The sequence below is a fragment of the Pseudomonas cimarronensis genome, assembly GCF_049331905.1.
Taxonomy (GTDB): domain Bacteria; phylum Pseudomonadota; class Gammaproteobacteria; order Pseudomonadales; family Pseudomonadaceae; genus Aquipseudomonas.
Window position 1 is genome coordinate 1,469,135 of record NZ_CP186283.1, and the last position, 12,666, is coordinate 1,481,800.

Here is a 12,666-nt window from a genome sequence, read left to right on the forward strand (position 1 = left end):
GGCTTATTGCGGCAAGGACAGGCGCAGGGCGGTGACCAGTCCGGTGCTGTGTGATTCGGGCAGTATCCTGGCGGCGTGGCCGGTGATCTGGTCCGGGGTGATGGGCAGGCCTTTGGCATCCAGCCCCACCAGGCTGATACCGGCCTTGAGACTGATAAACCCTTCGCTGGTCTTGAACGCCTTGAGGTTGACGCCTTCGTGCAGGCGCTTGAAGCTGCTGGGCGAGCATTCGTGCAGATCGGTCAGCAGGGTAATCAGGCCGAAATGGCTTTCATCCAGGCGCACCAGCACATCCAGTGGGCGCACCAGCTGCTGCAGGCGCCGTGCCACGCCGGTAAGCAGCTCGTTGTAGAAGGCATCGCCGTATTGCTGGTGCAGCTCGGGCATGTCCTGTAGACCGATCAGCAGGTAGCACAGCGCGCCGCCACGGGATTCGACCTGGCGCAGGCTGTCGAGCATTTTCTGGTGCAGGTAACGGTTGTTGCCCAGGCCGGTGAGCGGGTCGATCAGGTTGCGCTGTTCCAGGCTGGCAATGTTTTCGGTAAGCAGGCGGTTTTCCTGCAGCAGGCGCTGCAAGGTGTTGCACAGGCGGTCGGCGGCGTAGACCCGCGGCACCAACTGCTCGTTCATCGCGGACTTGCTGATGAAGTCATCGACACCGCTGTCGAAGGCTTCCCCCAGGACGTTTTCGCCTTCCTTGCCGGTGAGCAGGATGACGTAGGTGTAGTGGTGGGCCATTTCGTCGAACTGGCGCACTTGTACGGTCAGTTCCAGGCCGTTCATTTCCGGCATCAGCCAGTCGGCCAGAAGCACGCTGGCCGGACGCTGCTCAAGCAGCTTGATGGCTTCAGCCGCACTGCTGGCAAAACGTAAGTCCTGATAACCCGCCTGGCTGAGGGCGCGCCCAATCATGGCGCTGGAGAACTTGGCGTCATCGACGACCAAAATGCTCAGGTGGGGGTTAGGCATGGGGCAGGCTCGCTAGGGGGAAATCACATGGGCCCGATACTTCGCCGGGCAGTGTTTGTTGCTACCGCTATATAATGGCCGGGTTTTTTTATCGTCAAGCCAGGCGTGTCCCATTCGTGATGCAGGGCGCGCCGTCTATCTGGAGCAAACCCATGCCTTCGTTCGACGTGGTGTCCGAGCTGGACAAACATGAAGTTACCAATGCCATCGACAACGCCGTCAAAGAGCTGGAACGTCGCTATGACCTGCGCGGTAAAGGTAGCTTTGAGCTGAAAGAGCTGACTGTCAACCTGACAGCCGATGCGGATTTTCAGTTGGAACAGATGATCGAGATTCTCAAGCTGGCCCTGGTCAAACGCAAGATCGATGTGCAGTGTCTGGAGTTCAAGGACGCCTATCCGTCGGGCAAGAGCGTCAAGCAGGAAGTGATTCTGCGCGAGGGTATCGAGAAGGAGCTGGCGAAGAAGATCGTCGCCCATATCAAGGACAGCAAGCTCAAGGTGCAGGCCGCCATTCAGGGCGAGCAGGTACGTGTCACCGGCAAGAAACGCGATGACCTGCAGGAGGCTATCGCCGCCCTGCGCGCCAAGGAATTTGGTATGCCACTGCAGTTCAATAACTTTCGCGATTGAACCTTTGCCGCGTTGTAGCGTCGCAAACAGCTCTATCCATCTGACCGCCATGGCTTGCCATGGCGGTTGCGTTTTATGCACAGGAAATAGGAGTCGTCCATGGAGATGAATATCGAGCAATTGGTCAAAGTATCGGAGGCTTGGTTGCCTGTGGTGCTGGAATACAGCGGCAAGCTGACCCTGGCCTTGATCACCTTGCTGATCGGCTGGTGGCTGATCAGCAAAGTCACCGGCAGCATCGGCCGTTTGCTCAATATGCGTCAGGTCGATCGGGCGCTGAGCAGCTTTATTGGCAGCCTGGTGAGTATTGTGCTCAAGGTGCTGCTGCTGATCAGCGTGGCGTCGATGATCGGCGTGGAAACTACGTCCTTTATTGCCATGATCGGTGCGGCCGGTCTGGCGATTGGTCTGGCCTTGCAGGGTAGCCTGGCAAACTTTGCCGGCGGTGTGCTGATCATGCTGTTCCGGCCGTTCCGGGCCGGCGACTGGATTGAGGCGCAGGGCGTTTCGGGCAGTGTCGACAGCATCCAGATTTTCCATACCACGCTGAAAACCGCGGACAACAAGGTGGTGATCGTGCCCAACGGCAGCCTGTCCAACGGCCATATCACCAACTATTCGCGCGAATCCACGCGGCGAGTGGATATCAACCTGGGTATCGATTATTCAAGCGATATCAAGCAAGCCCGCGAAGTGTTGTTGGATATCGCCAAGGACCCACGGGTGCGCCAGGATCCGGCTCCGGTGGTATTTGTGACCGGCTTGGGTGATAGCGCGATCAACCTGTCACTGCGCATCTGGGTGGCGACGCCGGATTTCTGGCCAGTCACTTTTGCTTTTACCGAACAGGCCAAGGAGCGTCTGAGCGAAGCCGGTATTGGTATCCCGTTTCCGCAGCGGGTGGTGCATTTGGTGCAGCAACCCACTGCGTGACGGTGTGCCGGGTTAGCGGCGAGTGGCGTTATAGAGGGTCTTGAAGGTGCGGCCCATCGCCAGTTGGTAGTGGCCGATCAGGCTTTGCCAATCGGCCTGATCCCATGGCGAATGGCGCCGCAATTGCAGCATGTCGTGCAACGCGGCTTGTTTGCTGGTCAGGCGGCGGCGTGACTTCTCAATATCCAGTAAGGCGATTTCGCACGATGGTGGCGTATCCGCAGTCTGGATACGTACAAAGATATGTTTGGCATACATGCAGCCATGTTGCTGGCGGGCTTTGTGCAAATTGGCCAGGCTTTGCGCGACTTGCTGCAGCAGTTGCTGGTGCAGGGTAGTGTCTAGCGTCCCGCGAGCATGATGCTCATACCATTCATCAAGGGGCTGAAAGCCTTCCAGGGCTTTGGTCACCAGCATGGCACGCCAGCCTTCGCGGTTACGCTCGGCGGCGCAGTAAACGATCTCGGGTACTGCCACACCGGCCCTGAGTGCGCTGAGCAGCGCGTCGCGCTCACGCAGTACCGTCGGCCTCCCCCAAGGGTGAAGCAAGCTGCGGTAAGTGTGCCCGGTTTGCTTTTTGGCGTAGAGCAACTGACCTAGCAGGGTGAGGCGTTGAACACCGCTATAACCACCGCGGCGCTCGTTGGGCTTCTCGACCCATTCACCCTGGGTTTGCCACCAGCTGTCAAAGCTGGGGTAGCGGGTGAGGCGGTTGGCGTTACTGAATGCTACGGTCATGACCTGCCCTCTTGTTGTTAGCAGGGTAGAGCAAGACTCTTGCCAGTTAATGCTGTCAGTGCTGTTTGGTGGCGTTAGTTACGCTTAATTCGCTGGTTTGCAGCCGTTCCCGGCGCCATTGCAGGATGATCAGCAGCAGAGTCGGAATACCCAGCAGTGCAGTGGCCAGGAAGAACTGGGCATAACCGAGCTTCTCCACCATCACCCCGGAGTAGCCACCGATCAGGCGCGGCAGCAGCAGCATGATCGAGCTGAGCAGGGCGTACTGGGTGGCGGAGAATTTCAGGTTGGTCAGGCTCGACAGGTAGGCGACGAATGCCGCAGTGGCCAGGCCAGCGCTGAAATTGTCAGCCGAGATGGTGAGGATCAGCATCTGCAGATCTGCGCCCATGCCGGCGAGCATGAGGAACAGCAGGTTGGTCGCGGCTGACGCTGCGCCGCCGATAAACAGGATCGGCAGAATGCCGAAACGCACGATCAGCAAACCGCCGAAGCCTGCACCAATCAGGGTCATGACCAGGCCGAAGAGCTTGCTGACGCTGGCGATCTGATCCTTGGTGAAGCCCTGGTCGATGTAGAACACGTTGGCCATTACGCCCATCACCGTGTCCGACATGCGGTAGGTGGCAATCAGCCCCAGCAGCAGAAAGGCTTGCCAGCGGTAACGCAGAATAAAGTCATTCACCGGCGTCAGTACAGGCGCCAGGCCACGGCGTCCCATGGACGACAGGCACATGGCAGTCAGGATGGTGTAGAGCAGGGCACGCAGGAAGGCGCGATCTTCCAGCAGCAGGTCGAGCAGGCTGGCCTCGCCGTTGACTAGGCTGGCGAAGTCGGTGTTGTAGAACTGGGTAAACATCGCCGGTACGGACACCAGCAACACGATCAGCACCAGCACAGAGGCAATCTGATGGCTGAAACCGTAACGTGCGGCAGCCAACTGGGTGCGCAGCGGCACATCAGGTTCGCGCATCCACAGGCTGGTGAGCAGACCGGGCAGCATCAGCAGGGCGAACAGCAGGTAGGTGCCGGCCCAGGCGCCATGTTGATAGAGCAACGCGGTGGAGCCAAAGCCTTCGGCGAAGTACAGCGCGCCGGCGGTGGCCAGCAGGGCGGCGACCCGGTAGCCAGCCATGTAGCTGGCGGCCAGTGCGGCCTGGCGCGTGTCATCGACGATTTCCAGGCGGTAGGCATCGACGGCGATGTCCTGGGTGGCAGAGGCGAAGGCCACCAGCACGGCCAGGGAAATCAGCCAGGTCAGATGGGTTTGCGGGTCGCACAGGGCCATGCCAGCCAGGCCGATGGCAATCAGTACCTGCGACAGCACCAGCCAGGAGCGGCGCCGGCCGAGTTTACCGAGCAGCGGCAGGCGCCATTGGTCGAGCAGTGGCGACCAAACCCATTTGAAGGCGTAAGCCAGGCCGATCAGGCTGGCAAAGCCAATGGTTTCACGGGCCACACCGGCTTCACGGAGCCAGACCGAGAGGGTGGAGAACACCAGCATATAAGGCAGGCCGGCGGCGAACCCCAGCAGCAGCAGCACCAGTGTCGAGGGGCTTGAGTAGGCAGCAATGGCATCGCGCCAGCTTTTACGGGGCATTGAAGGGGTATCAGCCTGAGTTTGACCTAATAAAGGGCGCACTCTAACCGCTGTGCTCCATTGGGCGCCAGCCGTAGCGCAGCATATCCACCCGATCGTTGTGGATTGGCACGCCTTCGTCACGCAGGCGGCTGCGCTGTTCATCCCCACTCGGGCTGCCCGCAGGCAGGCTGATGCGTCCGCCGGCGGCAATCACCCGATGCCAGGGTAGGGTGCTGCCGTCCGGCAGTTGGCTGAGGGTGCGCCCGACCCAGCGCGCGGCGCGGCCTAAGCCTGCGTATGCAGCCAGTTGACCGTAACTCACCACGCAGCCGGCTGGTATCTGCGCCAGCAGCGCATAAAGTGCCGTGCGGCGCTCGGCCTGGCTTGCTGTCGGCAGGGCCGAGCCGGCATGCTTGTTTCCCTGTTCTGGCTGGTTGGTTGGCGCTTCCATCATGTTGCTACGTATCCTGTTGTTCTTGCTAATTGCTGCTGTTGGTGCGCCGGTCTGGGCGGATACGGTGTGGTTGAACAACGGTGATCGGCTGACCGGTGAGATCATCTTGCTCGATGGCGGCAAGCTGGCGCTGAAAACCAAGTACGCCGGGCAGGTGCTGATCGCTTGGAAGGATATCGACACCCTGCGCTCCGATAAACCTCTGCTTGTGCGCCGCGAGGGCTTCGACAGTGAACACAGCAAACAGTTGGAGGCGGCCGGCAAGGGCATGGTGCGCATGGTCAATGCCAGTACCCAGACCATTCCGCTGGCCAGTATCAATCGTTTGATTCCGCCGCGTCCTGTGCTGCGTGATCGGGTCTGGGAGGGCAACCTGGATGCCAAGCTGGACATGAAGCGCGATGACAGCGAAACCGACGAATGGAAGCTCAAAGGCAATACTCGCGTCGAGCATGGTCGTTGGCGTCATGTGCTTAGCAGCGAGCTGGAGCGCAAGGTCAAGAATGATGTGAAAACCGCGGATAACTGGCAGCTGGAATACGATCTCGACCGCTTTATGACCGATCACTGGTTCTGGCGGGTTGGTGCAGAGCATGACGAGGATGAGTTTGCCTTTTTTACCCACCAGCGCAGCATCGGCACCGGGCCCGGTTACCGCTTCTGGGATAACGAGCTGGGCCGTTTTGACATGATTGTTCAGCTCAATCGTCTGCAACTGCGTAGCAGCGATGCCGAGCTGGATTTCAATACCTATTCGCTGGAGTGGGATTACAAGCGGCTGCTCTGGGGTACGCGGCTCGAGTTGTACAGCAATGCCGAATTGCAGGTGCCGGAGATCGAGCAGGTCGACTACGTGCTCGACGGTGAGGTGGGCCTGCGTTACCGCCTGAATGACTGGGCGCGGCTGTCGCTGCTCTACGAGCTGGACATGGCGCGCGGGCTAGGCCAGACCAGCAGCGAGCGGCGCTACCTGCTGGGAGTTGGCGTGGGCTGGTAGCATCCGCCACGGGAAAAGCTGAACTCGCAGTGATTCTGTCGGTCAGTGCTTGCTCTGGCGTCGTGCATACGGATAATGCGCGGCCTTCCGTGAACCCGAGACAGACAAGCCTTACCTATGTTTTCCAGAACTCTGCTGTGCCTGGCCCTTTGTGCGACTGCAACCTCCGTGCTGGCGGATACCGTCTGGCTGAAGAACGGCGATCGCCTGAGCGGCAAGATCAAGTTCTTCGACGGCGGCAAGTTGCTGCTGGAAACCGACTACGGCGGTGCCATCGCCTTGGACTGGAACAAGATCGCGACCCTGGAGAGCGACCAGGAACTGCTGGTCAAGGAAAGTGCCGTCGGTGGTGAGCGGGCCAAAGCCCTGCAACCGGCCGAACCTGGCAAAGTCACCCTGGCCAATGGCGAGGCGCCGAAAACCGTCGAGCTGACCAGCATTCAGCAGATTCTCAAACCCAAGCCGCTGATCGAGGACTTTGTCTGGAAGGGCAATATCGATGCCGCGTTGGACTACAAACGCGCTGAGCGCGACACCGACGATTACGACGTGCGCCTGAAGACTCAGGCCCGGCATGGACTGTGGCGGCACAATGGACAAGCCGAGTACAACCGCGAGCTTCGCGATGATGTACTGAGTACCGATAACTGGGGCGTGGAATATGCCCTGGACCGTTTCCTGACGGAGCACTGGTTCTGGCAGGGGCGCTTGGAGTACAAGCGTGACCGCATCGAAGACCTGCGCCGCCAGCGCACCGTGGGTACTGGTCCGGGCTATCAGTTCTGGGATAACGAGCTGGGTGCCTTCTCCGTGGCCGGGCTGCTCAACCGCACCGACTACGAATATGCCAATGGCGAGAACGACAACTTCTATGCCGTCAGCATGAAGTGGGACTACAACCGTTACCTGATCGGTAAGAGTGTCGAGCTTTTCAGTGATGGCGAAGTGGGCAAGCCGCTGGCCAATGCTGCCGACTACACCCTGGATGCCGCCGTGGGCCTGCGCTACAAACTGACCGACTGGGCCTCGTTGAATATGAAGGCCGAGAAGGACTTGGTCAGCGGTTCGGAAGGTGAGCTGGACGAAACCCGTTACAGCCTGGGTTTCGGCGTGGGTTGGTAAGGTCTTTGTCGTATAAAAAAGCCCCGCGTTTGCGGGGCTTTTTTTGCGGAGTGCTCGATCTAGCGGATTACAACCGCAGACCGCCATCCAGCTCCAGAACGCGACCGGTGTAATAGTCGTTTTCCAGGATATAGGCCACCGAGTGAGCGATCTCGGCCGGTTTGCCCATGCGGCGCAGTGGGATGACCGACGTCATGCGCTCCAGTGCTTCCGGCTTCATGCTGGCGACCATTTCGGTTTCGATAAAGCCCGGTGCTACACCGGCGACACGGATGCCGTAACGCGCCAGCTCCTTGGCCCAGACCACGGTGTCAGCGGCTACACCGGCCTTGGCGGCGGAGTAGTTGGCCTGACCGATGTTGCCGGCACGGGAGATCGAGGAGATGTTGATGATCGCGCCTTCGTTCTTCAGTTCGATCATCTTCGCCGCCACTTCACGGGTGCAGAGGAACACGCCGGTCAGGTTGACGTCGATTACCGATTGCCACTGGGCCAGGCTCAGCTTGGTGATTTCGCCATCCTTGACCTTGATGGTCAGGCCGTCGCGCAGGATGCCGGCGTTGTTGACCAGGCCATTGATCGCGCCGAAGTCTTCGGCCACCTGGGCCACGGTCTGGGTCACTTGTTCTTCATTGGCAACGTTGCACAGGTAAGAGCGCGCTTCCACGCCCAGCGCCTTGCAGGCGGCTACGGCTTCGTCGAGTTTTTCCTGGTTCAGGTCGACCAGTGCCAGCTTGGCGCCTTTTTCCGCCAGGTATTCGGCCATGGCGCGACCCAGGCCCTGACAGCCGCCAGTGATGATGATGACTTTGTCTTTAAGTTGCATCGCGTGTCCCCTCAAATGGTGTCGTGTGGCCTCGCCGGCGGTTAATCTAGGCGCCTCCCGTTCTGTGACGGAATCTATGCAAGGAGTCATAAGGTGAGCGTGAAAGCCGGCAAGCATGCCCGAGAATTGCTGCTCAAGGAATACCGGGGCGTGCTCAGCACCCATTCCAAGGCCATGCCGGGTTTCCCTTTCGGATCAGTGGTGCCCTATTGCCTGGATACTGAGGGTTATCCGCTGATCCTGATCAGCCGCATTGCCCAGCACACCCATAACCTCAAGCAGGATGGTAAGTGCTCGTTGCTGGTGGGCGAGCGTGGAGCGGAAGATGTGCAGGCGGTCGGCCGCCTTACTGTGCTCGCGCAAGCACGACAATTGGATGACGAGGCGCAGATTGCAGCGGCGGCGCAGCGCTATTACCGCTATTTCCCCGATTCGCGCGGCTATCACCAGGCCCATGACTTCGACTTCTGGGTGCTTGCGCCGGTGCGCTGGCGCTATATCGGCGGTTTTGGCGCGATTCACTGGCTGGATCAGGTGGCGCTGGCCAATCCCTTTGCCGGTGACAGCGAAATCAGCATGCTCGAGCATATGAACAGCGATCATGCCAAGGCCATCGCTCACTATGTCGAGCTGGCCGGTCTGCCTCGTCATGCGCAGGCGGAGATGGTCGGTATCGACAGTGAAGGTTTCCATCTGCGTATCGGCCAGAGTCTGTATTGGCTGGCCTTTCCAACATCCTGTAACAGTCCGCTTGAAGTGCGCCAGGCCTTGGTGGCGCTGGCCCGCGCCGAGGTCTGGCCGACCGACGGTCAGGCTTCAGCTTGAATTCAGCCCGACACCCCATACTTCTTGCTTACTGGAAGCTGATCTTCCGTTAAGGACCCTGTGATGCGCGCGTTTCTGTTTTTGTTTCTGCTGTTCCCGATCATCGAGCTGGCGCTGTTGATTCAGGTGGGCAGCGCCATCGGCGTGTTGCCGACCCTGCTGCTGGTCATCGGTACGGCCATTCTCGGCAGCATCCTGCTGCGTGTAGCCGGTGTTGCCACAGCCTGGCGCGCGCGGGAAAAGCTGGCCCGTGGCGAGCTGCCCGAGCAGGAAATGCTCGAAGGCCTGCTCATCGCCGTTGGCGGCGGGTTGTTGCTGTTGCCTGGTTTTATCAGCGACATCTTCGGTGTGCTCTGCCTGATCCCCTTCACTCGCCGCTTGCTGGTGGGCCAGGTGCGCAAGCGCGCCGCCGAGCAGGCCATGCGTCAGCGTGCCTTCTATGACGACCAGGCCGCCCGTTCCGGGCAGACCCGCCCGCAGGTGCTGGAAGGCGAGTACGAGCGCCGCGACTGAGTCCGCTTGGCTGTGTTGCGGCTTGCCAGCAGACCGATCTGCCAGGCCGGTGAATCAATAAAAAATTCGCCGGTCGCCCTTGAAATCCTCTTGCACGCCCTTATGTAGCGGACACCGCAAGGTTTTCTGTCATTCAGACAGATCAGACTTCAGCGCTACGCCTGGCGCAGCGCTACCGGCTCCGCCGGACTTTGCTAACCCGCCGGTGACTGCACCGGCCGACAAACCACCTATTGGGAGAGATCGACAATGAAGCTTCGTCCTCTGCATGACCGCGTCGTAATCCGTCGCAGCGAAGAAGAAAAGAAAACCGCAGGCGGCATCGTGCTGCCAGGTTCCGCTGCCGAGAAGCCGAATCAGGGCGAGATCGTGGCGGTAGGTACCGGCCGCGTGCTGGACAACGGTGAAGTACGCGCCCTGAGCGTTAAAGTCGGCGACAAAGTGGTGTTTGGCCCTTACTCCGGCAGCAACACCATCAAGGTCGACGGTGAAGACCTGCTGGTGATGAGCGAGAGCGAAATCCTCGCTGTCGTTGAAGCTTGATTGCAGCGCTCCGTCGCTACGAATTCTGCTCTATCTGAACGAATCAAGGAATAATCATCATGGCTGCTAAAGAAGTTAAATTCGGCGATTCCGCCCGCAAGAAAATGCTCACTGGCGTCAACGTTCTGGCTGACGCAGTAAAAGCCACCCTCGGCCCGAAAGGCCGCAACGTGGTGATCGAGAAGAGCTACGGCGCTCCGCTGATCACCAAGGACGGCGTATCGGTTGCCAAAGAAATCGAGCTGAAAGACAAGTTCGAAAACATGGGCGCGCAGCTGGTCAAGGACGTTGCGTCCAAGGCCAACGACGCTGCTGGTGACGGCACCACCACCGCGACCGTTCTGGCTCAGGCCATCGTCAACGAAGGCCTGAAAGCCGTCGCTGCCGGCATGAACCCGATGGATCTGAAGCGTGGTATCGACAAAGCCACCATCGCCATCGTTAAAGAAATCAAAGCCCTGTCCAAGCCGTGCGCGGACACCAAGGCGATTGCCCAGGTTGGCACCATCTCCGCCAACTCCGACAGCTCCATCGGCGACATCATTGCTGAAGCCATGGAAAAAGTCGGTAAAGAAGGCGTGATCACCGTTGAAGAGGGCTCGGGCCTGGAAAACGAACTGTCCGTCGTAGAAGGCATGCAGTTCGACCGTGGCTACCTGTCGCCGTACTTCATCAACAAGCCGGACACCATGGTTGCCGAACTCGACGGCCCGCTGCTCCTGCTGGTCGACAAGAAAATCTCCAACATCCGTGAGCTGCTGCCAGTTCTGGAAGCTGTTGCCAAGTCCGGACGTCCGCTGCTGATCGTTGCCGAAGACGTTGAAGGCGAAGCTCTGGCAACGCTGGTGGTGAACAACATGCGTGGCATCGTCAAAGTCGCGGCCGTCAAGGCACCGGGCTTCGGCGACCGTCGCAAAGCCATGCTGCAGGACATCGCCATCCTGACCGGCGGTACCGTGATCTCCGAAGAAGTTGGCCTGAGCCTGGAGAGCGCGACCCTGGAGCACCTGGGTAACGCCAAGCGCGTGATCCTGAGCAAGGAAAACACCACCGTGATCGACGGTGCTGGTGCGCAGGTTGATATCGAAGCCCGCGTTGCGCAGATCCGCAAGCAGGTTGAAGACACCACTTCTGACTACGACAAAGAGAAGCTGCAAGAGCGTCTGGCCAAGCTGGCTGGCGGTGTTGCGGTAATCAAGGTCGGTGCTGGCACCGAAGTGGAAATGAAAGAGAAGAAAGCCCGCGTTGAAGACGCCCTGCACGCTACCCGTGCAGCCGTTGAAGAAGGCGTGGTGCCTGGCGGTGGCGTGGCGCTGGTGCGTTCGCTGCAAGCCATCAGCGAGCTGAAAGGCGACAACGCCGATCAGGACGTCGGTATTGCCCTGCTGCGCCGTGCTGTTGAAGCGCCGCTGCGTCAGATCGTATCCAACGCCGGTGGCGAGCCAAGCGTCGTGGTCGACAAGGTCAAGCAAGGTTCGGGCAACTACGGCTTCAACGCCGCTACCGACACCTACGGCGACATGATCGAGATGGGTATTCTCGACCCGGCCAAGGTCACCCGTACCGCGCTGCAGGCCGCTGCCTCCATCGCCAGCCTGATGATCACCACCGAAGCGATGATCGCCGAAGTGGCTGAAGACAAGCCGGCTGCTGGCGGTATGCCAGACATGGGCGGCATGGGTGGCATGGGCGGCATGATGTAAGCCAGCCCGGCTCCCAGCAGGCCATCGCCAGATGGCTTGTACGCTGTAAAGAAAACCCCGTGCCTGTCACGGGGTTTTCATTTTTCTCGGCTATAACAGTCCTGCACGGCAAAGCGGTACGCCAATTGCTTTGTGTGAAGCGCGCTCCCGGACTGGAGCCTGTCAATCCGCGCTGTGCTGCTGTTCAGCATTGCCGCTTCTTGTTTTGACCTCACCTGGATGTGTTCTACCACGCGGCCTGCGCTGTGCTGGTGGAGGGTTGGGCAGTCTTAGGCAGTTTTAAAACCACGGGTTCTAGCGCGTCCAATGCTGATGCAGTTGGGCAATAAAGTGACCGCAGGCTGTTACTGCAGGCCTGATTATCGGCCTGGCCAATCCTTGGTTGGTCTGGGGTTGAACCAATCTGCCAGGCCACGCTCGAAGGCTGGCTGTCGAGTGGTGTGTGAGGGGATTAGGACGATCCTGTAACGGGAAACAAACATAGCCGTCGGTCGCCAAGGGCGCTGCTGCGGTTGTCCATGATCTAGGGTAATTACACGGCGTTTGGCAGCGCTATCAAGAGGTTGCAGTGATGAAGCTAGAAATCGCACGAGGTTTGTTTCTGGTGACCGCGCTTAGCGTGGCCTCGCTCGCGGCGGCAGCCTGGCAGGAAGCCGGCCCCCAGGTCATCACCCTCAATGAGCGCGGCTACTGCCCGTTGCCCCCGCAGGCGCGAGCGGCCGAGGCAGTACGTCCGGATCAGGACCTGCTGCTGTTTATGTTCAGCCTGTCCCAGGGTGTGCGTTCGCAGGGCTAGACCCCTTGCTGCCCCGTATACAGGTAGAAAAAA

General features: G+C 59.7%; 14 protein-coding genes. 9 read left to right on the top strand and 5 right to left on the bottom strand.

Going from position 1 to position 12,666, the window contains the following annotated elements; genetic code table 11:
- Positions 1-3: 3 nt before the first annotated feature.
- Positions 4-969, bottom strand: coding sequence for a response regulator (locus ACOCLD_RS06835; protein WP_422911327.1), 966 nt, complete (start codon positions 967-969; stop codon positions 4-6).
- Between the two features lie 152 nt (positions 970-1,121).
- On the opposite strand from ACOCLD_RS06835, the gene ACOCLD_RS06840 reads away from it, so the two are divergent.
- Both ACOCLD_RS06840 and ACOCLD_RS06845 read left to right on the top strand, forming a co-directional pair.
- Positions 1,122-1,601 carry a YajQ family cyclic di-GMP-binding protein gene (locus tag ACOCLD_RS06840; protein ID WP_422911328.1) on the top strand — a complete coding sequence of 160 codons (480 nt, stop codon included), beginning with the start codon at positions 1,122-1,124 and terminating at the stop codon, positions 1,599-1,601.
- Between the two features lie 99 nt (positions 1,602-1,700).
- Positions 1,701-2,534 carry a mechanosensitive ion channel family protein gene (locus ACOCLD_RS06845; protein WP_422911329.1) on the top strand — a complete coding sequence of 278 codons (834 nt, stop codon included), beginning with the start codon at positions 1,701-1,703 and terminating at the stop codon, positions 2,532-2,534.
- A 12-nt stretch (positions 2,535-2,546) separates the two neighbouring features.
- On the opposite strand, the gene ACOCLD_RS06850 is transcribed toward ACOCLD_RS06845, so the two are convergent.
- The 3 genes from ACOCLD_RS06850 to ACOCLD_RS06860 are packed head-to-tail and all read right to left on the bottom strand — an operon-like array spanning position 2,547 to position 5,305.
- The gene (locus ACOCLD_RS06850) at positions 2,547-3,272 is read right to left on the bottom strand and encodes a lipopolysaccharide kinase InaA family protein (RefSeq protein WP_422911330.1); all 726 of its coding nucleotides are present in this window, start codon (positions 3,270-3,272) and stop codon (positions 2,547-2,549) included.
- A 55-nt stretch (positions 3,273-3,327) separates the two neighbouring features.
- Complete coding sequence (locus ACOCLD_RS06855; protein ID WP_422911331.1) at positions 3,328-4,872, bottom strand: AmpG family muropeptide MFS transporter; 1,545 nt, start codon at positions 4,870-4,872, stop codon at positions 3,328-3,330.
- 43 nt (positions 4,873-4,915) lie between these two features.
- Positions 4,916-5,305: an MGMT family protein gene (locus ACOCLD_RS06860; RefSeq protein WP_422911774.1), complete on the bottom strand. Its 390-nt coding sequence runs from the start codon at positions 5,303-5,305 to the stop codon at positions 4,916-4,918.
- A 1-nt stretch (position 5,306) separates the two neighbouring features.
- Between ACOCLD_RS06860 and ACOCLD_RS06865 the strand changes: the two genes are divergently transcribed.
- Positions 5,307-6,305 (top strand): DUF481 domain-containing protein, encoded by a 999-nt coding sequence (locus tag ACOCLD_RS06865; protein ID WP_422911332.1) that lies wholly within the window; start codon positions 5,307-5,309, stop codon positions 6,303-6,305.
- Positions 6,306-6,422: 117 nt separating this feature from the next.
- Entirely contained in the window at positions 6,423-7,427 is a 1,005-nt protein-coding gene (locus tag ACOCLD_RS06870) for a DUF481 domain-containing protein (protein WP_422911333.1), read from the top strand.
- A 67-nt stretch (positions 7,428-7,494) separates the two neighbouring features.
- Here ACOCLD_RS06870 and ACOCLD_RS06875 read toward each other — a convergent pair whose 3' ends face one another.
- On the bottom strand, positions 7,495-8,253 hold the full coding sequence (locus ACOCLD_RS06875) for an SDR family oxidoreductase (protein ID WP_257777145.1): 759 nt from the start codon (positions 8,251-8,253) through the stop codon (positions 7,495-7,497).
- Between the two features lie 93 nt (positions 8,254-8,346).
- Here ACOCLD_RS06875 and ACOCLD_RS06880 point away from each other — a divergent pair, with 93 nt between their 5' ends.
- The 5 genes from ACOCLD_RS06880 (at position 8,347) to ACOCLD_RS06900 (ending at position 12,633) form a co-directional block, all read left to right on the top strand.
- Complete coding sequence (locus ACOCLD_RS06880) at positions 8,347-9,078, top strand: HugZ family protein (RefSeq protein ID WP_422911334.1); 732 nt, start codon at positions 8,347-8,349, stop codon at positions 9,076-9,078.
- Positions 9,079-9,141: 63 nt separating this feature from the next.
- A complete protein-coding gene (locus ACOCLD_RS06885; protein WP_257777147.1) occupies positions 9,142-9,591 on the top strand; it encodes an FxsA family protein in 450 nt (149 codons plus the stop codon).
- Between the two features lie 249 nt (positions 9,592-9,840).
- Positions 9,841-10,134 (top strand): co-chaperone GroES, encoded by a 294-nt coding sequence (locus ACOCLD_RS06890; RefSeq protein ID WP_233683788.1) that lies wholly within the window; start codon positions 9,841-9,843, stop codon positions 10,132-10,134.
- Between the two features lie 59 nt (positions 10,135-10,193).
- Entirely contained in the window at positions 10,194-11,837 is a 1,644-nt protein-coding gene (gene groL / locus ACOCLD_RS06895) for a chaperonin GroEL (protein ID WP_422911335.1), read from the top strand.
- Between the two features lie 571 nt (positions 11,838-12,408).
- Complete coding sequence (locus tag ACOCLD_RS06900) at positions 12,409-12,633, top strand: hypothetical protein (RefSeq protein ID WP_422911336.1); 225 nt, start codon at positions 12,409-12,411, stop codon at positions 12,631-12,633.
- Positions 12,634-12,666 lie beyond the last annotated feature (33 nt).

Coding starts and splice junctions, on each gene's coding strand:
- ACOCLD_RS06835 (WP_422911327.1), bottom strand. CDS start 969: ATGCCTAACCCCCACCTGAGCATTTTGGTCGTCGATGACGCCAAGTTC.
- ACOCLD_RS06840 (WP_422911328.1), top strand. CDS start 1,122: ATGCCTTCGTTCGACGTGGTGTCCGAGCTGGACAAACATGAAGTTACC.
- ACOCLD_RS06845 (WP_422911329.1), top strand. CDS start 1,701: ATGGAGATGAATATCGAGCAATTGGTCAAAGTATCGGAGGCTTGGTTG.
- ACOCLD_RS06850 (WP_422911330.1), bottom strand. CDS start 3,272: ATGACCGTAGCATTCAGTAACGCCAACCGCCTCACCCGCTACCCCAGC.
- ACOCLD_RS06855 (WP_422911331.1), bottom strand. CDS start 4,872: ATGCCCCGTAAAAGCTGGCGCGATGCCATTGCTGCCTACTCAAGCCCC.
- ACOCLD_RS06860 (WP_422911774.1), bottom strand. CDS start 5,305: ATGGAAGCGCCAACCAACCAGCCAGAACAGGGAAACAAGCATGCCGGC.
- ACOCLD_RS06865 (WP_422911332.1), top strand. CDS start 5,307: ATGTTGCTACGTATCCTGTTGTTCTTGCTAATTGCTGCTGTTGGTGCG.
- ACOCLD_RS06870 (WP_422911333.1), top strand. CDS start 6,423: ATGTTTTCCAGAACTCTGCTGTGCCTGGCCCTTTGTGCGACTGCAACC.
- ACOCLD_RS06875 (WP_257777145.1), bottom strand. CDS start 8,253: ATGCAACTTAAAGACAAAGTCATCATCATCACTGGCGGCTGTCAGGGC.
- ACOCLD_RS06885 (WP_257777147.1), top strand. CDS start 9,142: ATGCGCGCGTTTCTGTTTTTGTTTCTGCTGTTCCCGATCATCGAGCTG.
- ACOCLD_RS06890 (WP_233683788.1), top strand. CDS start 9,841: ATGAAGCTTCGTCCTCTGCATGACCGCGTCGTAATCCGTCGCAGCGAA.
- groL (WP_422911335.1), top strand. CDS start 10,194: ATGGCTGCTAAAGAAGTTAAATTCGGCGATTCCGCCCGCAAGAAAATG.
- ACOCLD_RS06900 (WP_422911336.1), top strand. CDS start 12,409: ATGAAGCTAGAAATCGCACGAGGTTTGTTTCTGGTGACCGCGCTTAGC.